The 17,622-nt window shown below is 60.1% G+C and carries 16 protein-coding genes and 1 pseudogene; 15 read left to right on the top strand and 2 right to left on the bottom strand.

Annotation, left to right across the window (positions count from 1 at the left end; genetic code table 11):
- Nucleotides 1-344: 344 nt before the first annotated feature.
- From GVN17_RS16590 to GVN17_RS16565, 6 genes are all read left to right on the top strand, one after another.
- Nucleotides 345-935, top strand: coding sequence for an amino acid synthesis family protein (locus tag GVN17_RS16590; RefSeq protein ID WP_166596331.1), 591 nt, complete (start codon nucleotides 345-347; stop codon nucleotides 933-935).
- An 81-nt stretch (nucleotides 936-1,016) separates the two neighbouring features.
- Nucleotides 1,017-1,850, top strand: coding sequence for an alpha/beta fold hydrolase (locus GVN17_RS16585; RefSeq protein WP_166596330.1), 834 nt, complete (start codon nucleotides 1,017-1,019; stop codon nucleotides 1,848-1,850).
- Nucleotides 1,847-3,328 carry an aldehyde dehydrogenase gene (locus GVN17_RS16580; protein ID WP_166596329.1) on the top strand — a complete coding sequence of 494 codons (1,482 nt, stop codon included), beginning with the start codon at nucleotides 1,847-1,849 and terminating at the stop codon, nucleotides 3,326-3,328. Before GVN17_RS16585 ends, GVN17_RS16580 begins: the two co-directional genes overlap by 4 nt.
- 15 nt (nucleotides 3,329-3,343) lie before the next feature.
- On the top strand, nucleotides 3,344-3,829 hold the full coding sequence (locus GVN17_RS16575) for a flavin reductase family protein (protein WP_166596328.1): 486 nt from the start codon (nucleotides 3,344-3,346) through the stop codon (nucleotides 3,827-3,829).
- 193 nt (nucleotides 3,830-4,022) lie between these two features.
- Complete coding sequence (locus tag GVN17_RS16570; protein ID WP_166596327.1) at nucleotides 4,023-4,775, top strand: GntR family transcriptional regulator; 753 nt, start codon at nucleotides 4,023-4,025, stop codon at nucleotides 4,773-4,775.
- A gap of 1 nt (nucleotide 4,776) precedes the next feature.
- A complete protein-coding gene (locus tag GVN17_RS16565; RefSeq protein ID WP_166596326.1) occupies nucleotides 4,777-5,340 on the top strand; it encodes an NUDIX hydrolase in 564 nt (187 codons plus the stop codon).
- Nucleotides 5,341-5,507: 167 nt separating this feature from the next.
- Here the strand turns inward: GVN17_RS16565 and GVN17_RS16560 are convergent, their stop codons facing one another.
- Nucleotides 5,508-5,801: a DUF1330 domain-containing protein gene (locus GVN17_RS16560; protein WP_166596325.1), complete on the bottom strand. Its 294-nt coding sequence runs from the start codon at nucleotides 5,799-5,801 to the stop codon at nucleotides 5,508-5,510.
- 109 nt (nucleotides 5,802-5,910) lie between these two features.
- Between GVN17_RS16560 and ribBA the strand changes: the two genes are divergently transcribed.
- From ribBA to GVN17_RS16535, 5 genes are all read left to right on the top strand, one after another.
- On the top strand, nucleotides 5,911-7,023 hold the full coding sequence (ribBA, locus tag GVN17_RS16555) for a bifunctional 3,4-dihydroxy-2-butanone-4-phosphate synthase/GTP cyclohydrolase II (RefSeq protein ID WP_166596324.1): 1,113 nt from the start codon (nucleotides 5,911-5,913) through the stop codon (nucleotides 7,021-7,023).
- Nucleotides 7,024-7,339: 316 nt separating this feature from the next.
- Nucleotides 7,340-8,365 (top strand): ABC transporter substrate-binding protein, encoded by a 1,026-nt coding sequence (locus GVN17_RS16550; RefSeq protein ID WP_166596323.1) that lies wholly within the window; start codon nucleotides 7,340-7,342, stop codon nucleotides 8,363-8,365.
- Nucleotides 8,350-9,303, top strand: coding sequence for an ABC transporter permease (locus GVN17_RS16545; protein WP_178115733.1), 954 nt, complete (start codon nucleotides 8,350-8,352; stop codon nucleotides 9,301-9,303). Before GVN17_RS16550 ends, GVN17_RS16545 begins: the two co-directional genes overlap by 16 nt.
- A gap of 6 nt (nucleotides 9,304-9,309) precedes the next feature.
- Complete coding sequence (locus GVN17_RS16540) at nucleotides 9,310-10,125, top strand: ABC transporter permease (protein ID WP_166596322.1); 816 nt, start codon at nucleotides 9,310-9,312, stop codon at nucleotides 10,123-10,125.
- Complete coding sequence (locus GVN17_RS16535) at nucleotides 10,122-11,273, top strand: ABC transporter ATP-binding protein (RefSeq protein ID WP_166596321.1); 1,152 nt, start codon at nucleotides 10,122-10,124, stop codon at nucleotides 11,271-11,273. Before GVN17_RS16540 ends, GVN17_RS16535 begins: the two co-directional genes overlap by 4 nt.
- Before the next feature lie 136 nt (nucleotides 11,274-11,409).
- Here GVN17_RS16535 and GVN17_RS16530 read toward each other — a convergent pair whose 3' ends face one another.
- On the bottom strand, nucleotides 11,410-12,828 hold the full coding sequence (locus GVN17_RS16530; protein WP_166596320.1) for a cytosine permease: 1,419 nt from the start codon (nucleotides 12,826-12,828) through the stop codon (nucleotides 11,410-11,412).
- Nucleotides 12,829-13,203: 375 nt separating this feature from the next.
- On the opposite strand from GVN17_RS16530, the gene GVN17_RS16525 reads away from it, so the two are divergent.
- The 4 genes and pseudogenes from GVN17_RS16525 (at nucleotide 13,204) to GVN17_RS29980 (ending at nucleotide 17,062) form a co-directional block, all read left to right on the top strand.
- Nucleotides 13,204-13,689 carry a flavin reductase family protein gene (locus tag GVN17_RS16525; protein WP_166596319.1) on the top strand — a complete coding sequence of 162 codons (486 nt, stop codon included), beginning with the start codon at nucleotides 13,204-13,206 and terminating at the stop codon, nucleotides 13,687-13,689.
- 85 nt (nucleotides 13,690-13,774) lie between these two features.
- Nucleotides 13,775-14,812 (top strand): LLM class flavin-dependent oxidoreductase, encoded by a 1,038-nt coding sequence (locus tag GVN17_RS16520; protein WP_166596318.1) that lies wholly within the window; start codon nucleotides 13,775-13,777, stop codon nucleotides 14,810-14,812.
- Between the two features lie 270 nt (nucleotides 14,813-15,082).
- A pseudogene (locus GVN17_RS29985) lies at nucleotides 15,083-16,204 on the top strand (cache domain-containing protein); the annotation flags it as partial.
- 90 nt (nucleotides 16,205-16,294) lie between these two features.
- Complete coding sequence (locus GVN17_RS29980) at nucleotides 16,295-17,062, top strand: methyl-accepting chemotaxis protein (protein ID WP_371928567.1); 768 nt, start codon at nucleotides 16,295-16,297, stop codon at nucleotides 17,060-17,062.
- Nucleotides 17,063-17,622: the final 560 nt, after the last annotated feature.

Raw genomic sequence — 17,622 nt, 5'->3', positions numbered from 1 at the left:
CAGGCGAATCAACACCATCAGAAAAACACGCTGATGCGACTTATGCGCCATGTACCAAAACACCCGCACCGGCCCCAGCGGGAAATTCTCCGCGACTCAGACGAACGGCAGCAAAAAGCACAATGCCGCAACGGTCAGCCAGTGCAGGGCCTGAGCGACACCGGTGTAGCGTTCCATGGTCATCCTCATCCTCTTCTGACAGCAGCCTGACGTCAGCTCACGTCCAACGCCCACGTGAGTAACCCAAATCGAACAAAGCATTTGCATAGTCGAACTTATGGTATACCATCATACCAAATACACGCTTTCCTCCAAAAATCACTGCAAAAGCCCAGGAGCCCTTCATGAGTTTTGAAATTCGCAAGATCGTCAGCTACCAGGAAGAAACCCTGATCGAAGGCGGCAAGGCGACCGACACGCCTGTGACCATGGTCGGTTTGGCCGTGGTGATGAAAAACCCGTGGTTGGGTCGCGGCTTCGTCGAAGACCTGAAACCGGAAATTCGCGCCAATTGCTCCGATCTCGGCGCGTTGATGGTCGAGCGTCTGACCGGCCTGATCGGCGGCGCCGACAAAATCGAAGCCTACGGCAAGGCCGCGGTGGTCGGCGCCGATGGCGAGATCGAACACGCTTCCGCCGTGATCCACACCCTGCGCTTCGGCAACCATTACCGCGAAGCCGTCAAGGCCAAGAGCTACCTGAGCTTCACCAACAAGCGCGGCGGTCCCGGCACTTCGATTCAGATCCCGATGATGCACAAGGACGACGAAGGCCTGCGTTCGCACTACATCACGCTCGAAATGCAGATCGAAGATTCGCCACGTGCCGACGAAATCGTCGTGGTACTGGGGGCTGCCAACGGCGGTCGTCTGCACCCGCGCATCGGCAACCGCTACATCGATCTGGAAGAGCTGGCAGCCGAGAAAGCCCAGTAATCACTGATCGACATTCTAATAAGGCCGTTTGAAGGCAGTTGCTTCGAACGGCCGCATAAGGTCTGTGCAGGAGCGATCCAAATGATTCGGCTCACCGCTGAACGCACCCCGGCTGGTACCAGTTATCTGGCGACCGGCCAAGGCCATCCCGTGGTGTTGATTCACGGGGTCGGTCTGAACAAGGAAATGTGGGGAGGACAGATCGTCGGACTGGCCCCGCACTATCGCGTCATCGCTTACGACATGCTCGGTCACGGCGCCAGCCCGCGCCCCGATCCCGACACCGGCTTGCCCGGTTATGCCGAGCAGTTGCGCGAGTTGCTGGAACATCTTGGTGTACCCAGCGCCACAGTGATCGGCTTTTCCATGGGCGGTCTGGTAGCGCGAGCGTTTGCCCTGCACTTCCCGCAGCACTTGGCGGGAATGGTCATTCTCAACAGTGTGTTCAACCGTAGCGCGGAACAACGGGCAGGTGTGATCGCACGCACCAGCCAGGCGGCCGAGCACGGCCCGGACGCCAACGCAGCCGAAGCTTTGTCGCGCTGGTTCAGCCGGGAATATCAGGCGGCCAACCCGGCGCAGATCACTGCAATCCGACAGATTCTCGCGAGCAACGATCCACAGGGCTACCTGACCACCTACAAGCTGTTCGCAACGCAAGACATGTACCGCGCCGACGATCTCGGGGCCATCCGTGCGCCGACACTGATCGCCACGGGTGAGCTGGACCCCGGTTCGACCCCCGACATGGCGCGGCAACTGGCCCTGCGCATTCATGGCGCACAGGTGCACATACTTCCCGAACAGCGGCATATGATGCCGGTGGAATCGCCACGCCTGGTCAACCAGATGCTGCTGGCGTTTCTCCAACAAGCAGACGCGCAAAACAACTCGGCAGAGGGGATCGTCGCATGAGCCTTACCCGTTTCCAGATGTGCATCGACGGCCAGTGGGTCGATGCGCTGTCCGGCAAGACGTTCGAGAGCCTCAACCCGGCACTGGCACAGGCGTGGGCCGAACTGCCCGATGCCGACGAAGCGGACGTTGAGCGGGCCGTGCAATCGGCACAGGCCGCCTTCGAAAGCCCGGCGTGGCGCTCGCTCACGGCCACGGCGCGAGGCAAATTGCTGCGGCGGCTGGGCGATTTGATCGCCGAGAACAAAGAACACCTCGCGCAACTGGAAAGCCGTGACAACGGCAAGCTGATTCGCGAAACCCGCGGCCAGGTCAGCTACTTGCCCGAGTTTTTTCACTACACGGCCGGACTGGCCGACAAGCTTGAAGGCGGCACGCTGCCGCTGGACAAGCCCGACCTGTTTGCCTACACCGTGCACGAACCGATGGGTGTGGTGGCCGGGATCATTCCCTGGAACAGCCCGCTTTATCTGACCGCGATCAAACTGGCACCGGCGTTGGCGGCCGGCAATACCATCGTGCTCAAACCTTCGGAGCACGCGTCGGCGACCATTCTGGAACTGGCGCGTCTGGCGCTCGAAGCCGGCATTCCACCGGGCGTGGTCAACGTGGTCACCGGCTACGGCCCCAGCACGGGCGCCGCCCTCACCCGTCATCCGCTGGTGCGCAAGATCGCCTTCACGGGAGGGGCCGCGACGGCGCGTCATGTGGTGCGCAGCAGCGCCGAGAACTTCGCCAAGCTCTCGCTCGAACTGGGCGGCAAATCGCCGAACATCATCTTTGCCGACGCCGATCTGGACAGCGCCATCAATGGTGCCGTCGCAGGCATTTATGCCGCTTCCGGCCAGAGCTGCGTGTCAGGCTCGCGGCTGTTGGTGCAGGACGAAATCTACGACGAGTTCGTCGAACGGCTGGTGCAGCGTGCCCAGCGCATTCGCATCGGCAACCCGCAAGACGAAACCAGCGAGATGGGCCCCATGGCCACGGCCCAGCAACTCGCGGTGGTCGAAGGCCTGGTGGCGGATGCATTGGCCGAAGGGGCGCGTCTGCGTACCGGCGGCAAACGGCCACAGTTGGGCAACGACGGCTGGTATTACGAGCCGACGCTGTTCGAGTGCGACCGCAACTCGATGAAGATCATGCAGGAAGAAGTGTTCGGCCCGGTCGCTTCGGTGATCCGCTTCAAGGACGAAGCCGAAGCGCTGGCCATCGCCAACGACTCACAATTCGGCCTGGCCGCGGGCATCTGGACCCGCGATCTTGGCCGCGCCCACCGTCTAGCGCGGGACGTGCGATCCGGGATCATCTGGGTCAATACCTACCGTGCCGTGTCGGCCATGGCGCCTATCGGCGGATTCAAAAACAGCGGCTATGGCCGCGAGAGCGGTATCGATTCGGTACTGGCCTACACCGAGCTGAAAACGGTGTGGATCAACCTCTCGCAAGCGCCCATGCCCGATCCATTCGTGATGCGTTGAACGAGGCTGCCCCACATGATCGAACCCGGCATTTACAAAGACGTCATGGCGTCCTTCCCATCAGGCGTGACGGTGGTCACCACCCTGGGCGCGGACGGCGGCATCGTCGGCATCACCGCCAGCGCATTCAGTGCGTTGTCGATCGATCCGGCGCTGGTGCTGTTCTGCCCCAACTACGCCTCGGACACCTACCCCGTGCTGCGTGACAGCAAGCAGTTCGCGATCCATCTGCTGTCAGCGGACCAGACCAGCGAAGCCTATGCCTTCGCCGGTAAAGGCAAGGACAAGGCCAAAGGCATCGAGTGGCACCTCAGCGAACTGGGCAACCCGTTGCTGCACAAAGCCACGGCAATCATCGAATGCGAGCTGTGGCGCGAGTACGACGGCGGTGATCACGCGATCATCGTGGGCGCGGTGAAAAACCTGATCCTGCCTGATGTGCCGGTGACGCCGATGGTCTATCACCGTGGCAAGCTGGGGCCATTACCGGCTTTGGCGTGAATAGCGCTGATAAAGAGCTGAAATCAAGCCCATCTCGGCGATAGGCTTGCTGGTTGGCGGCACGCAGCGTGATAAACTGCGCGACGTTTTGGCCCTAGGGTCACCCAGTCAACTACATGGCTGTCCGAGAGGATTGCGCGCTGATCGACAAGCCGCTTCATTCGTCCAGACAGCCATCTTCAGAGCGGACCCCATGAAACGCCTGCCACTTGACGATAGCTTCAAGGTCAATCGCAACCCCGTTACGCTGCGGGAGATCGTGCTGGATAAACTGCGCAGCGCGATCATGAATTTCCAACTGTTGCCAGGCGATCGGTTGGTGGAGCGTGATCTGTGTGACCGCCTCGGCGTCAGCCGCACCTCGGTGCGTGAAGCGCTGCGTCACCTGGAGTCCGAAGGTCTGGTGGAATTCGCCGACGCCAAGGGCCCGCGCGTTGCCATCATCACCCTGGAAGATGCCTGCGACATCTACGAATTGCGCTGCGTGCTGGAAGGCCTGATCGTCCAGCTCTTCACGTTGCGAGCCAAAGCCAAGGACATTCGTGCCCTGGAAAAAGCCCTCAACGAAAACACCAAGGCGCTGGAAGAAGGCGAGCTGCAGCAAGTGCTGGACTCGGTTCAAAGCTTCTATGACGTGTTGCTCGAAGGCTCGGGCAACCACGTCGCGGCCACACAACTGCGCCAATTGCAGGCCCGTATCAGCTACCTGCGGGCGACATCGGTGTCACAGAAAAACCGTCGCGGCGCCAGCAACCAGGAAATGGAACGCATGGTCGCGGCAATCAAGAGCGGCGACCCGTTGGCCGCCCATCAGGCGTCGGTCGATCATGTGCGCAGTGCGGCTAAAGTGGCGCTCGACTACCTTAAATCCAAACAGGACGATGGCACGCAGGTGCGCGAAATCGTCGAACCCGTGGTTCTGAAGGAACCGCGCATAGGACGCTGACATGCCCGCGCCGCGCTTTTGTCCGCAATGTGGCAGCCCCGACCTGGCTCAACGAGCGCCTGACGGAGACACCCATGAGCGGCTGATGTGTGGCAGCTGTCAGTACATTCACTACGTCAATCCCAAGGTCATCGCGGGCTGCATCATCGAGCGCGAGGGCCAATACCTGCTGTGCCAGCGGGCGATTCCACCGCGTCCGGGCACCTGGACCCTGCCCGCCGGCTTCATGGAAGCCGGCGAAACCACCGAGCAGGCGGCCTTGCGCGAAGTGTGGGAAGAAAGTGGCGTACGCGCTGAAATCATCTCGCCGTACTCGATCTTCAGCGTGCCGCAGATCAGCGAGGTGTACATCGTCTTTCGCGCCATCGCACTGGAAGTCACCGACCAGTTCGGGCCGGAGACCCTGGCCTGTCGCTTTTTCTCCCCGGAAGATATCCCGTGGGACAGCATCTACTACCCCGCCATCCGCCAGATCCTGGAACGCTACATCGCCGAACGCCAGGCGGGGGTGTACGGAATCTACGTGGGCAATGACGACACCGGAAAGATTCATTTCATTCGATGATCACCCAGGCAGAGCCGACGCAATGGCGTGACGCCGGACCTGTAAGAGCGAATTCAGTCGCGAGAGGCCGGTGCAGGCAAACCCACTCTATCGCCGGTTAAACCCTCTCGCGAATGAATTCGCTCCCACGGGTTTCCCATCCGTACCGCGAGATACGTCTGCAGGCTTTACCCCTCAAACCCTTCGACAATCACGATTTCCGCATGGGCCACGCCCTGTCGGTGACTCATCGCTTCCTGATACTCCGCCGAGTGATAACACATGAGTGCCTGCTCGTAGGATTCGAACGCGATGATGACCGTGCGTTGCGGCGTCTTCCGCCCTTCCAGTGCCTCGGCCCGACCGCCACGGGCCAGAATTTTTCCGCCGTATCTGGCGAACGCCGCCGGGCCGCGCTTCGTGTACTCGGTGTACTGCGCGGGGTCAGTGATGTCTACGTGGGCAATCCAGTACGCCGTCATCGCACGCTCTCTATTTTTCAGTGATGTGGTTTCAAATACAGTAGAACTGTGAAATATTCTGTCTTATGGTATACCAATAATTCTCCATGATAAACACAGAGACAAGCCCATGGCGTTCGACCGCATTGAAGACATCCTCGAAGACTATCGCCAAGGCAAGATGGTCTTGCTGGTCGACGATGAAGACCGGGAAAACGAAGGCGACCTGCTCCTCGCCGCCGATTGTTGCACGCCCCAGGCCATCAGCTTCATGGCCAATGAAGCACGCGGCCTGATCTGCCTGACATTGACCGACGAACACTGCCAGCGGCTCGGCCTTGAACAAATGGTCCCGAGCAATGGCAGCGTTTTTTCCACGGCCTTCACCGTGTCCATAGAAGCTGCCACCGGCGTGACCACGGGCATTTCGGCAGCTGATCGCGCCCGTACGGTTCAAGCCGCCGTCGCCGCCAACGCGCAGCCAGACGACCTGGTGCAACCCGGCCACATCTTCCCCCTGCGCGCCCGTGAAGGTGGGGTGCTCACCCGCGCTGGTCATACCGAAGCTGGCTGTGATCTGGCACGTCTGGCGGGGTTCACACCCGCGTCCGTCATCGTCGAGGTCATGAACGATGACGGCAGCATGGCCCGACGCCCTGATCTGGAACGTTTTGCCGCGAAGCACGGCATTCGGATCGGGACCATCGCCGACCTCATCCATTACCGACTCAGCACCGAGCACACCATTGTCCGGATCGGCGAGCGCGAATTGCCAACCGTACACGGCACATTCCGACTGATCAGCTACGAGGACCGCATCGAGGGTGGCGTGCACATGGCCATGGTCATGGGTGACATTCGTCGCGAGGAACAGACGCTGGTGCGCGTCCACGTGGTCGATCCGTTGCGCGATCTGGTGGGCGCTGAGTACAACGGTCCGGCCAACTGGACGCTCTGGGCTGCGTTGCAAAAGGTGGCCGAAGAAGGCCGGGGCGTCGTGGTGGTGCTCGCCAACCACGAATCCTCTCAAGCGCTGCTGGAGCGCATTCCGCAACTGACGAAACCGCCACGGCAGTACACACGCTCACAGTCACGCATCTATTCGGAAGTCGGCACCGGGGCGCAGATTCTGCAAGACATCGGCATTGGCAAACTGCGCCATCTCGGTCCCCCGCTGAAATACGCGGGCCTGACCGGCTACGACCTCGAAGTGGTGGAAAGCGTGCCGTTTTCTGCCCCCTGACACCGCGCCGCCACCGCCCAGGATTGGGACGGCTGGCCGGTGTTTGGCCCTGCAAATGCGGGGCTTCACTCACAGATAAAACCGGCGCACGGCTGAGAGAGAGGTGCAAATCGCTTGCAGAAAGTTTGGAATACCATAATATGACATTCCGTAGGCCTGATCATTTTTTGCCAGTCGTTTTCACTGGAGGAATCCGCCGAAAACGACCCTGAACAGGCCTGATTGAAAGGTCCGACGACCGTCTCCGAAGACCCACTGCTCCCGACAGGCGGGCAACAGACAGCCCGCTCACAAACACAACAATGAGGGCGTGAAAATGGTGTTGATTCAACGTGCAACAGCGGTCCTGACAGCAGGTGTGTTGGCGCTCTCTTGTCACGCAGCCATCGCTGCAGACAGCGTCAACTTCGTCAGTTGGGGCGGCTCCACCCAAGACGCGCAAAAGCAGGCGTGGGCCAACGCATTCAGCAAGACCACCGGCACCGCCGTGGTGCAGGATGGTCCAACCGACTACGGCAAGCTCAAGGCAATGGTCGAGAGCGGCAACGTGTCGTGGGATGTGGTCGATGTTGAAGCCGACTTCGCCTTGCGTGCCGCCAGCGAAGGCCTGCTTGAGCCGCTGGATTTCAGCGTGATCAAGAAAGACCGCATCGACCCGCGCTTCGTTTCCGACCAGGGCGTCGGTTCGTTCTTCTTCTCTTTTGTGCTCGGTTACAACGAGAGCAAGCTGGGCAAAGCCAAGCCTGAAGACTGGTCCGCCCTGTTCGACACCAAGACCTTCCCAGGCAAGCGTGCGCTCTACAAATGGCCAAGCCCCGGCGTGCTCGAATTGGCTCTGTTGGCCGACGGCGTCTCAAAGGACAAGCTCTATCCGCTGGACCTCGACCGCGCCTTCAAGAAGCTCGACACCATCAAGAAAGACATCGTCTGGTGGGGCGGTGGCGCACAGTCCCAACAACTGCTGGCCTCCGGGGAGGCGTCGCTGGGTCAATTCTGGAACGGTCGCACCTACGCCCTTGAGCAGGACGGCGCCCCCGTGGGCGTGAGCTGGAAACAGAACCTGGTCATGGCCGACTTCCTCGTCGTCCCCAAAGGCGCAAAGAACAAGGACGCGGCCATGAAGCTGATCGCCGAGGCATCGAGCGCCAGAGGTCAGGCTGACTTCTCCAACCTGACAGCCTACGCGCCGGTCAACCTGGACAGCGTGCAACGTCTGGACTCGACGCTCGCGAAGAAGCTGCCGACTGCCTACCCGGATGATCAAATCACTCTCGACTTCGCGTATTGGGCCAAGAACGGCCCAGCCATCGCGACACGGTGGAACGAATGGCTGGTCAAGTGAAAATGACGGCCACTGCGCCCCGTCCATCAAGCCCTGTCGGCGGTGCTTCCAGCGCCGTCGCAGCGCCCGTTCAGGCCGTGAGCGCGCATCAGGCGGCTCCCTTTTCGCAGCGTTGGAAAGGCAGCCGCAACCTGCTGCCTGCCCTGCTGTTCCTGGGCGTGTTTTTCTTCGCGCCGCTGATCGGGCTGCTGTTGCGAGGCGTTCTGGAGCCCACGCCGGGCTTGGGCAACTACGAGCAACTGTTCGCCAACTCGGCGTATGCCCGCGTGCTGTTCAACACCTTCTCCGTTGCGGGACTGGTCACGCTGTTCAGTCTTTTGCTGGGCTTTCCGCTGGCGTGGGCCATCACGCTGGTACCCCGCGGCTGGGGACGTTGGGTGCTGAGCATTGTGCTGCTGTCGATGTGGACCAGCCTGCTGGCAAGGACCTATTCGTGGCTGGTACTGCTGCAAGCGTCCGGGGTCATCAACAAAATGCTGATGGCGCTGGGCGTGATCGATCAGCCGCTGGAGATGGTGCATAACCTGACAGGCGTGGTCATCGGCATGAGCTACATCATGATCCCGTTCATCGTCCTGCCGTTGCAGGCCACCATGGCCGCCATCGACCCCATGGTCCTGCAGGCGGGTTCGATCTGTGGCGCCAGCCCGTGGACCAATTTCTTCAGGGTATTCCTGCCGCTGTGCCGCTCGGGGCTGTTTTCCGGTGGCCTGATGGTCTTCGTCATGTCACTCGGGTACTACGTCACGCCAGCGCTGCTGGGCGGCGCGCAGGACATGATGCTGCCGGAATTCATCGTCCAGCAGGTACAGTCATTCCTCAATTGGGGGATGGCGAGCGCGGCGGCGGCGTTGCTGATCGTGATCACGCTGGTGCTGTTCTATTTCTACCTCAAGCTGCAGCCGGAATCGCCGGTCGGCTCGAACTCCGCGAGGTAAATCATCATGCTCCTCACCCCCAATGCCATCAGCGCTCGTCTGCGCTGGGGTCTGTATTCGGTCACTGGCCTGATCGCGTTGTTCCTGCTGCTGCCGATCGTGTTCATCGTCCTGCTGTCGTTTGGCTCCTCACAGTGGCTGGTGTTCCCGCCGCCCGGCTGGACGCTGAAGTGGTATCAGCAATTCTTCAACAACCCCGAGTGGATGGCCGCCGCATTCGCCAGCCTGAAAGTCGCGGTGCTGACCACGATCTGCGCCGTGGCGCTGGGCCTGCCAACGGCGTTCGCGCTGGTACGCGGGCGCTTTCCGGGGCGCGACATGCTCTACGGCATTTTCACCCTGCCGATGATTGTCCCGCTGGTCATCATCGCCGTGGCGGTGTATGCGCTGTTTCTGAAACTGGGCTACACCGGCACGCTGTTTTCTTTTGTGGTCAGCCACGTGATCGTCGCTCTGCCCTTCACCATCATCTCGATCATCAACTCGCTGAAACTCTTCGACCAATCCATCGAGGACGCTGCTGTGATCTGCGGGGCATCGCGGATTCAGGCGGTGTTCAAAGTGACGTTTCCGGGCATACGGCCAGGCATGGTCGCCGGCGCGCTGTTCGCGTTTCTGGTGTCGTGGGATGAGGTCGTGCTGAGCGTGATGATGGCCAGTCCAACGCTGCAAACCCTGCCGGTCAAGATGTGGACCACTTTGCGCCAGGACCTGACGCCTGTGATCGCCGTCGCCTCGACGCTGCTGATCGCCCTGTCGGTGCTGGTCATGTTTATCGCCGCGACCCTGCGTCGCCGCAACGAAGCGAGGATGCCTTCATGAGTGCCGTGATCAAAGACGCCGCGCACCCTGCCCAGACCCTGGTCAGCCTGCGCAACCTGAACAAACACTACGGCGACTTCGCCGCCGTCGACAACATCTCGCTGGACATTCAGGACGGCGAATTCCTCACCTTCCTTGGCTCCAGCGGTTCGGGCAAGAGCACCACGCTGTCGATGCTGGCCGGTTTCGAAACCCCCAGCTCGGGCGAGATCCTCGTCGCCGGGAAATCCCTGGTCAACGTGCCGCCGCATAAACGCGACATCGGCATGGTGTTCCAGCGCTACTCCTTGTTCCCTCATCTTTCGGTACGCGACAACATCGCTTTTCCGCTGGCAATCCGCAAACTGGCGCCAGCCGAGCGCGAGAAACGGGTCGATGCCATGCTCAAACTCGTTCAACTCGACGCTTTTGCCCACCGGCGTCCTTCACAGCTGTCCGGCGGACAGCAGCAACGCGTGGCCATCGCCCGCGCGCTGGTCTACGAGCCACGCATTCTGCTGATGGACGAGCCGTTGGGCGCGCTCGACAAGAAACTGCGTGAAGACCTCCAAGACGAGTTGCGTCAGTTGCATCGCCGGCTGGGCATCACCATCGTTTACGTGACCCATGATCAAGAAGAAGCCATGCGCCTGTCCCAGCGCATCGCGATTTTCAGCCACGGCAAGATTGTCGGCCTGGGCACTGGCTATGACCTCTATCAAAACCCGCCGAATGCCTTCGTGGCGTCATTCCTCGGCAACTCGAATTTCCTGAAGCTCAAGTCCCAAGGCAACGGCGTGGCGACATTCGAGGGCCAACCATTGTCGATCCGGCTGACCGTAGGCCTGCAGACCGATCAGGACGTGCTGTTGATGATCCGCCCTGAAAAGGCTCAGGCGTTGAGTGTTGAACAGGCTGCATCGCAACCTGTCCAGGCGGGCTGGAACGAAGTCAGCGCACGTGTGAGCGAAGTGTTGTTCCTGGGGGAAAGCCAGACCTGCACAGTGTCCACGCAAAGCGGCGTGAGCATGACGGTCAAAGCGCTGTCCGCTGCGGGCATGCCACTCAAGGCCGGGGATCAAGTGCGGGTTCGCTGGGCCACGGCCGATGCTTGCGTCTACACCCAGTGGGTAGAAAGCGACCTGAACAAGGCCGCAGGCGTCCACTGATACTGGCGCTTGCGCCCGACCTGCAGGCCAATAAAAACGCCGCTGTTCTCCTCAAGAGGCAGCGGCGTTTTGCTGTTCAGTGCTTGATCCGATCAGGCTGTGGAGAGGGAGGCAATTGAGTCGCCTCCCCGCTCGATCAGTCAGCGAACCCCAACCGTGCAGCCTTGCTCTGTGCTGTACGGCCCCGGGTCGCCAGGCAGTAATACAACGGGCAAGTCACCAGCAATCCCACCAGCCACGACAGGTCGGCGCCTTCCAGATAATTCGCGTACGGACCGACATACAGCGAGGTGTTGGCGAAGGGCAGTTGCACGATGATGCCGATGAAGTACGCCACGATGGCATGGGGGTTGAAACGCCCATAGATACCGCCGTCGGCGCTGAAAATCGAGGCAATGTCGTAGCTGCCACGCTTGATCAGGTAGAAGTCGATCAAGTTGATCGAGGCCCATGGCACCAGCACGATCAGCAGCGTCAGGATCAGACCGATGAACTGCGAGATGAAATCGCTGGAAGCGCCCACTGCCGTAACGCAGCACCCCGCCAGAATCACCGAGGCCAACACCACGCGAACTTTGATGCTCGGCGTCCAGTTGCCAGCGAAGGTCTGGATCGAAGTGACGATGGAAAGCACTGCGCCGTAGAGATTCAGTGCGTTGTGAATGATGATATTCAACAGAAACAGCACCATCAGCACCGGACCCAGAACGCCGGTCGCCTGCTTGACCGCGACCATGGCCTCAGTGCCTTCAGGCGTTGCCAACACCGCCACGGCGCCGAAACTGAACGACAGAATCGTCCCCAGGGTCGCGCCGAAATACGTCGCCCAAAAGGGTTTGGCGATGCCAATGTCGTTGGGCAAATAACGGGAATAGTCGGAGACATAGGGCGAGAAACTGATCTGCCAGATGATGCCGAGGCAAATCGTGGCCAGCCAACCCGACAGGTTGAAGCTGCCTCGACTGAAAAAATCGGCGGGCAGGTCCTGGCAGAACATCATGATGAAACCGGCCAACAACGCGGCCCCCATCACCCAAGTGCCGATGCGATTGAGGGTGTGAATGAAGCGGTAGCCGATCACGCCGATGGCCGTGGCACTCAAGGCGCCGATCACGATACCGGCCGGCAGTGGCACGGCAGGCACCATGCCGTGAATCGACTGACCCGCCAGCACGATGTTGGAGATAAAGAAACCAACGTAGATGAGCGCGGCGAAGAACACGATCAGCAGCGCGCCGTATCGGCCGAACTGGCCCCGGCTCTGAACCATCTGCGGAATGCCCATGCGCGGCCCTTGGGCGGAGGCCAGCGCGATCACTACCCCGCCAATCAGATGGCCCAGCGCAATCGCGATGAACCCCCACAGCAGGTTCAGATGAAACACCTGAACCACCATCGCCCCGGTGACGATGGGCAGCGGCGCGATGTTGGTGCTGAACCACAGCGTGAACAGGTCTCGCGCCTTGCCATGTCGCTCGGCCAGCGGCACGTAGTCGACCGTGTGGTTTTCAATCAATGGAGCAGTACTGCCGTCGTGAGAACTGGAAGTCGTCATTGTCTCGCCTGAATGCTTGTCGTTGTTTTTGTGTGTCGAAGCCAAACCATGAAGCGCAGCCATTGCCCTGAGCCATGTCGCGCGCTTCATCCCGCGAACACTTCCCTGCACTCACGAATTGCATAACGATATTATGGTATGCCAACATTTTACAACCGATTCGCCGCAGTTTCGGATCAAATACAAGGGGCAGACGACGCTGGAAAAATCGGTTCAGCAGACCGCCAGGCAATGCTTCGTTAGGCCTGAGGCGTAATAGACAAAGTGCTCAACCGGTCGGAAGCGGGAAAAATTATTTGCACATTTAGTATTACGGTATACCATCAGACACAACAAATTCATCATCTCCGGCAGCGAACCGCAAAGGTAACAACAATGATCGACGCAACTGCCTACAAGACCGTCATGGGTTCTTTCCCTTCAGGGGTCACGGTCATCACCACCCTCAACGATGACGGCGAAGTGGTCGGTTTGACGGCCAGCGCATTCAGTTCGCTGTCGATGGATCCGCCATTGGTACTGTTCTGCCCCAACTACAGCTCGGACTCCTACCCGACGCTGATCAAGAACAAGCGATTCGCCATTCACCTTTTGTCCGGCATGCAGCAAAACGAAGCTTACGCGTTCGCGCGCAAGGGCAAGGACAAAGCCGCCGGTATCGAATGGAGTCTCAGCGCGCTGGGCAACCCGCTGCTCGCCAATGCCACTGCCATCATCGAATGCGAGCTGTGGCGTGAGTACGAAGGGGGCGATCACGCGATCATGGTCGGCGCCGTCAAAAACCTGATTCTGCCCGAGCAGCCCGCGCGCCCGCTGATCTACTGCCGCGGAAAAATGGGCGAGCTGCCTGCCTTCGCTTGAACCCCACTGAAATCTGGTACTACGGTATACCGATAAACGCCCAACCGCTCCGCCGTGAGCGGTGTGAAAAACAGAGGTAAGCGTCATGAAATTTTCGTTGTTCGTGCACATGGAGCGCTGGGACGAGTCGGTCAGCCACCGGCAATTGTTCGAGGACCTGACAGAGCTGACGCTGATGGCCGAGCAAGGCGGTTTCAGCACCGTGTGGATTGGCGAACACCACGCCATGGAATACACCATTTCCCCCAGCCCGATGCCGCTGCTGGCTTACCTTGCTGCCAAAACCACCACCATTCATCTGGGGGCTGGCACGATCATCGCGCCGTTCTGGCACCCACTGCGGGTCGCTGGCGAATGCGCTCTGCTGGACGTCATCAGCAACGGTCGCATGGAAGTCGGGCTGGCGCGTGGCGCCTATCAAGTCGAGTTCGATCGCATGGCCGGTGGCATGCCGGCCTCTGCAGGCGGCCAGGCAATGCGCGAAATGGTTCCTGTGGTCAAAGCGCTGTGGGCGGGCGACTACGCTCACGACGGTGAAATCTGGAAATTTCCCACGTCCACCAGCGTGCCGAAGCCGGTCAAGACGCCGCCCATGTGGATCGCTGCCCGAGACCCTGACTCCCACAACTTCGCCGTGAAAAACGGCTGCAACGTGATGGTTACGCCTTTGATGAAAGGCGACGAAGAAGTCGTCGATCTGAAGAACAAATTCGAAACCGCATTGGCCAACAACCCCGACGTACCACGGCCGCAACTGATGGTGCTGCGTCACACCCACGTCCACGCCGACAATGACCCCGAGGGCTGGAAAGTGGGCGCCAAGGCCATTTCGAAGTTCTACCGTACCTTCGATGCCTGGTTCGGTAACAAGACCACGCCAGTCAATGGCTTCCTCGACCCGAGTCCTGAGGAGAAATTCGCCGAGCGTCCGGAATTCGCGCTGGAGAGCCTTCACAAGACCGCAATGATCGGCACTCCCGAAGAAATCATTCCCCGCATCAAGTATTACCAGGAGCTGGGCGTCGACGAATTCAGCTTCTGGTGCGACAACAGCCTGCCCCATGCGGAGAAGAAAAAATCATTGGAGCTGTTCATCAAACACGTCGTGCCTGCCTTCCGGTAACGCGCTGCACGCGATGCGTCCGGGGCTTCGGAGGGTCTCGGGCGCCGTGCAATGGTCTATCCCTCGCTCAAACCCGCCCTTAATCCGCGCCCGGCGCACGGCACGCGTGCCTGCCGTCAACCCCTTCCCCTCGTCACTTGCGCAAACGCGGGATGTAAGGCGGACTTTCAAGAAAAAGAGTCCGCAGCCGATAGTGGCATACCATCAGACGGATTTGCCTTTTCCACCGCACTGTCCTGATCGACCTCACTGCCCTTTCGCAGTCGTTTTATGCGTGACCCACAAGAACAATCAGGAGCGCCGATGAACATCAAACAAAAACTCACCTGGGCCTTTGCAGTGATCGCGAGCTTGCCGATCATTCTTGTGGCGACGCTGGTCATTATCAATCTGAGAAACGACGCTGAACACGAGTTCGTGGACAGCAGCGGCCGGGAAATCCGCCAAGTCGCCAACGCCATGCAGCTGTTCTTCGAGGGCATCAGCCAGAACGTTGATTATCTGGCGGGTCAGCCACTGATCACCGGCGCCGGTGAGGGGCTGAAAAGCTACATCAGCGCCCAGGCCGCAGACATTCCGCAGTCAGCGGCGGATAAGCAATTGTTCGACTTCTTCGCCAGCATTGCCAACAGCCATCCGGCCTACTCCTATGTGTCCTACGGCCTGGCGAACGGCACCTACGCGTTCTGGCCGGGCGACCCGAAGATGGCCAGCTACGACCCACGTCAGCGTCCCTGGTACAAAACCGCTCAAGCCAACCCTGGCAAGACACTGCGCACCTCGGCCTATTACTGGGCCGGCGATGATGCGGTTCTCGTCAGCACCGTTCGCGCCGTCAACAACGCTTTGGGGAACTCAGGTGGCGTGGTCAACATTGACGTCTCGCTCAAGCAATTGACCACCCTCATCAAGCAAATCAAGTTGGGTGACAGCGGCTACCTGCTCCTGACCGAAAACGACGGCACCGTACTGGTCGATCCGAAACAGCCCGAGCACAACTTCAAGAAGCTCGGCGAACTGGGTGAAGGCTTCAGCCAGTTGGCGAAGGCCGGCCCAGGGCTGATCAAAGTCGACATCAACGGCGAACATTTCATGGCCAACGTGTTCCCGTCCGAACAGTTGGGGTGGAGCTTCATCGGCTTGATCAAGCAAGACGAGGTCATGAGTTCAGCCACACGCTTAACCTGGCTGATCGGGATCATTGCCGCAGTGCTTGCGGTGATCTTCGCCATCCTCGGCGCCAGCTTCGCCACCTTGATCGTGCGCCCGATTCGCAGCGTCGCCAGCGGCCTGGAGGGCATTGCTCAGGGTGAAGGCGACCTGACGCAGAGCCTGACCATACGGGGCAAGGATGAAACCGCGCAACTGGCGAACTGGTTCAATCAATTCCTCGCGGCCATTCGCGGCTTGATCCAGCACATCGGCCACGCCGCCACGCGCATTCTCGACAGCTCGGCCAGCTCCACACGCGTCTCCAATGACATGGCGCAAGCGGCAGGGCGCCAACGTGAAGCGGTGGACATGGTCTCGACGGCGTTTCACGAGATGGTCGCCACCGCCAACGAAGTGGCGCGCTCGTGCAGCCAGGCGGCTGCATCGGCGGACAATGGCCAGCAGCAGGCACGCGAAGGTCAGCGCCAGATCGATGATGCGGTCACCAGTGTCGATCAGTTGAGCGCCGAGATCTCCCGGTCGGCTCACGACATGACCCAGCTGGAAAAGGACAGCAATGACATCCAGTCGATCCTCGACACCATCCGTTCCATCGCCGAACAGACCAACCTGCTGGCACTCAACGCCGCCATCGAAGCCGCGCGCGCGGGCGAACAGGGCCGTGGCTTTGCAGTGGTAGCCGACGAAGTGCGTGCCTTGGCGAAACGCACTGCAGATTCCACGGCGGAGATCGACTCACTGCTTGGCAATCTGGCAAGACGCACCGCTTCGGTGGCCCAACAGATGCATGCCAGCCTCGATGTTTCACAACAGTCCGTGGCAAAGATCGGCCAAGCGCGTAACAGCTTCGGGCAGATTCGCGAATCGGTGGATGTGATCCGCGACATGAACACTCAAATCGCAACGGCCGCCGAAGAGCAGCATCAGGTCGCCGAAGACATCAACCGTCACATCAGCCAGATCCACGGCGACGCTCAACTGGTCGCGGACCTGGCAGACTCGGCCCGGGGCGATTCAGAGCACCTGGCGGCCCTGTCCAATGAGCTGGACAGCCTGGTACGTCGCTTCAGGACCTGACACCGCATCGTCATTGCCTAGCTGCCGCCTCACAGGCGGTGGCTTCAGGCTTTCGGTGCAGTCGATCCCGGAGCCTCTGCTTCATCTGCAATACCCCTTCTGTTGGCACAGATTTCAGATGTGTTGCGTCGACCGCTTGAATCCACACCCCTAAGCGGACAGTCAGAGGCCGTCCACACGCCACGACGGTTTTACCTATAGCTCCCCCCCATTTACTCATTGGCTACGCATCGTGATTTTGCGATAGCTTTACCGAAACGACCTCCCGCATACGAAGAACAACATCGCTTGAGGTTTGCAATAGCCGCTACGTCTCCAAGCTCGACTCGTCTGAAGCCACCTCATCGTATTGGCGCGTTGGTGCTAAAAGCACTGACCGGCGGCCGTCTGAAAGGAGAAAGTGGTTTCACGTGGAGGATGGCAGTCGCCACCGGGAGCTTGTTATTACTCACTCCTGTTGCAGTTGCCATCGCATGGCTCACCTACCTTAGCGGTCGATAACGAGCGACCGCTTCGGGTCGAAAGCCGCCATCCCCGAATATCGACCCCACCCCCAAAAT

The organism is Pseudomonas sp. SLFW (assembly GCF_009905615.1).
Taxonomy (GTDB): domain Bacteria; phylum Pseudomonadota; class Gammaproteobacteria; order Pseudomonadales; family Pseudomonadaceae; genus Aquipseudomonas; species Aquipseudomonas bambusae.
The sequence above is the reverse complement of the archived record's forward strand: the minus strand, read 5'-3'. Positions and strand labels throughout refer to the sequence as shown.